The following is a 2615-nucleotide window of genomic DNA, read 5'->3' as shown; positions in this document are numbered from 1 at the left end:
ACCCTTGTCTTAAGCTAACGGTTGGCACTATCAGCCCCCGTATCGGACTTTCACCGACGAGTAAACGCCCATGCCGGGCGCACTAAAAAAAGAAGTATAATCTTAATGCAATTATACTTCTTATATATCTAATACTAATTGTTTAAATTAATGGTTTTGCTTTTAATAACTTCATCTTGTTCATAAGACCATCACTAGGTTCAAAATAAAACTTTTTGAATTTATCTTGCACTTTATATACACAACAAAACTTACTTCCATTAAATGTAGAACACATATATTTTTTACTACTACTAATATGGAGATTTGTATTGCAATTACTATATTTACCGATGAACTCAATATCCTTTAATTTAATATCTTCTAATATTTTAACCTCTTCACCTCTTATTTTATGAATAATGAATTGGTCTGCTACTATAGAATACTTGTACTTAACCTTACATTTCGAAAACTCTATATAACAAAGAGCTATCATTAGTGCATTAAAGAACATAGTTACAAATAATTTTATATTTATGCTGCCTATACTTAATTTAGGTAATAAGTCTGATAGACATATTACTATAATTAATGTAATAAACAACAATACTATCGCTGGAAATTTTTTTCTTTGGACCATTTCTTTATACATAAGATTTTAGACCCCCTAAAGTAATCACATATGTTAGGCATAAATAGTTTTGTGTCCAACATATGTGATTATACTAGCATTTCATATATTAATCTACTGGCGCCAAGTCCCCTGTGGTATATGTAATCGCAATATAGGAGCATGTACTCTGTTTATAGCAGCTTATATGTATCAACATATATATTTCTAAGTTTTCCGCTATATTGCTACTTTTTATAAAAAATTATGTATATTATATTTATTTATATATATATCATATTTATTTATATATATTATACAACTTTACAAAGTATATCTAGTATACTTAAAACTTTACAGTTAATTTTTATAATCAAGGAGGAGGCTAATCATTATACTGTACACTTTTCTTTATTCACTTTAAGCTTTAATTTTTCCTCAATAAATCTTGTAATACTCTTCATTACTCTATTTGCTGATTTCTCGCTTTTAACATATATATTAGCATCGTCAGCATATCTACAAAAGTTTAATCCTCGCTTTGTTAGTTCTACATCAAGTTCATTTAACATTACGTTACTTAATAATGGGGACAAGGGTCCACCTTGAGGTGCTCCTTCTTCAGTATTCATAAATACCCCATTTATCATCACCCCACTTTGTAGATACTTTCGTATCAAAGATGGATAGGTTATAATTAGTTATACAATAAATATTCGGACATGATATAATATAAAAATATGAGAAAGAGAGAGTGGTTTATATCATGGGAAGAAACGGGAAAAATTATACTGAGGAATTTAAAAAACAACTAGTAGCACTTAGGAATAATGGTAAGGTTATTGCAGAAATATCAAGAGAATACGGGGTGGCTAAATCCACTATTAATAAATGGGTTGCAGATTATAGTAATACTGGATCATTTAAAGCAAAAGATAACCGCAGCGATGCCGAAAATGAGTTACTTAGATTGAAAAAAGAGAATGCTAGGTTAGAGATGGAAAATGATATTTTAAAGCAAGCAGCGCTGATAATGGGACGAAAATAGAACTTATTTTAGCAAATAAGTATAAATACAGTATTAGCGCAATGTGCAGAGCACTAGGCATCCCAAGAGGTCTAGTTTACTATAAACGTAAAGAACGCAGGTTTAATTCAGAGTTAGAAAATGTAATCATAAAGATTTTTAAAGATAGTAAAAATAACTACGGTACAAGAAAAATAAAGGTTGAGCTATCCAAGAAAGAAATTCAGGCATCAAGAGCTAAAATAGCATGTATAATGAAGAAATATGGACTAGTATCAAATTATACTATTAAACAGTTTAAAATACATAAATCTGGTTGTAACAATGATAAAATTGAGAACGTCGTTAATAGAGATTTTCAAAACAGATCCAATCTAGATGTTGTTGTAAGTGACTTAACCTATGTAAATGTTGCTGGAAAATGGCACTACATATGCCTTCTTATAAATTTACATAATAGAGAGTTAATAAGTTACTCTGTGGGCAAGAATAAGGATGCTAAGCTTGTTTATGAGGCCTTTATGAGAGCAGATTGTAACCTTAGTAACATAAATATATTTCATACAGATAGGGGAAATGAATTTAAAAATAAGATTATAGATGAGGTTTTAGAAACATTTAATATCCAAAGGTCGCTTAGTAAAAAAGGCTGTTCATACGATAATGCAGTTGCAGAAGCAACGTATAAAATAATAAAAACAGAATTTGCATATGATAGAGTATTTAGCAGTTTTGAAGAATTGGAACGAGAGCTATTTGATTACGTAAACTGGTATAATAACCATAGAATTCATGGTTCATTAGACTATTTGACACCAAAAGAATATAAGGCTAAGATGTCCGAATAAAATTTGTGTGAAAAAGTATTGACAATCCATATTAGGATAATCGTTTAACTCGGATAATTCAGATTCCCCCTCACGGAGGACACCCTTGTCTTAAGCTAACGGTTGGCACTATCAGCCCCCGTATCGGACTTTCACCGACGAGTAAACG

2 protein-coding genes and 1 pseudogene are annotated in these 2615 nt (G+C 30.4%); 1 reads left to right on the top strand and 2 read right to left on the bottom strand.

Going from position 1 to position 2615, the window contains the following annotated elements; all coding sequences use genetic code 11:
- Positions 1–142 precede the first annotated feature (142 nt).
- Both KPL51_RS22865 and KPL51_RS22860 read right to left on the bottom strand, forming a co-directional pair.
- Positions 143–634, bottom strand: a complete 492-nt coding sequence (locus tag KPL51_RS22865) for a DUF6106 family protein (RefSeq protein WP_216166711.1) — start codon at positions 632–634, stop codon at positions 143–145.
- A gap of 353 nt (positions 635–987) precedes the next feature.
- Positions 988–1272 (bottom strand): annotated as a pseudogene (locus tag KPL51_RS22860) (reverse transcriptase domain-containing protein); the annotation flags it as partial.
- Positions 1273–1358: 86 nt separating this feature from the next.
- Between KPL51_RS22860 and KPL51_RS22855 the strand changes: the two are divergent.
- Positions 1359–2467, top strand: a protein-coding gene (locus tag KPL51_RS22855; protein ID WP_216166707.1) for an IS3 family transposase whose coding sequence is annotated in 2 segments (ribosomal slippage) — positions 1359–1605 and positions 1605–2467 — 1110 coding nt in all. Because the reading frame shifts where the segments join, the coding sequence is not laid out codon by codon here.
- Positions 2468–2615: the final 148 nt, after the last annotated feature.

The organism is Clostridium bowmanii (assembly GCF_018861315.1).
Classification (GTDB): Bacteria; Bacillota; Clostridia; order Clostridiales; family Clostridiaceae; genus Clostridium_AD; species Clostridium_AD bowmanii.
This window is presented reverse-complemented; position numbering and strand designations above follow the sequence as displayed.

Excerpts from the sequence above, each read along its gene's own strand:
- KPL51_RS22865 (WP_216166711.1), bottom strand. The coding sequence starts at position 634 with ATGTATAAAGAAATGGTCCAAAGAAAAAAATTTCCAGCGATAGTATTG.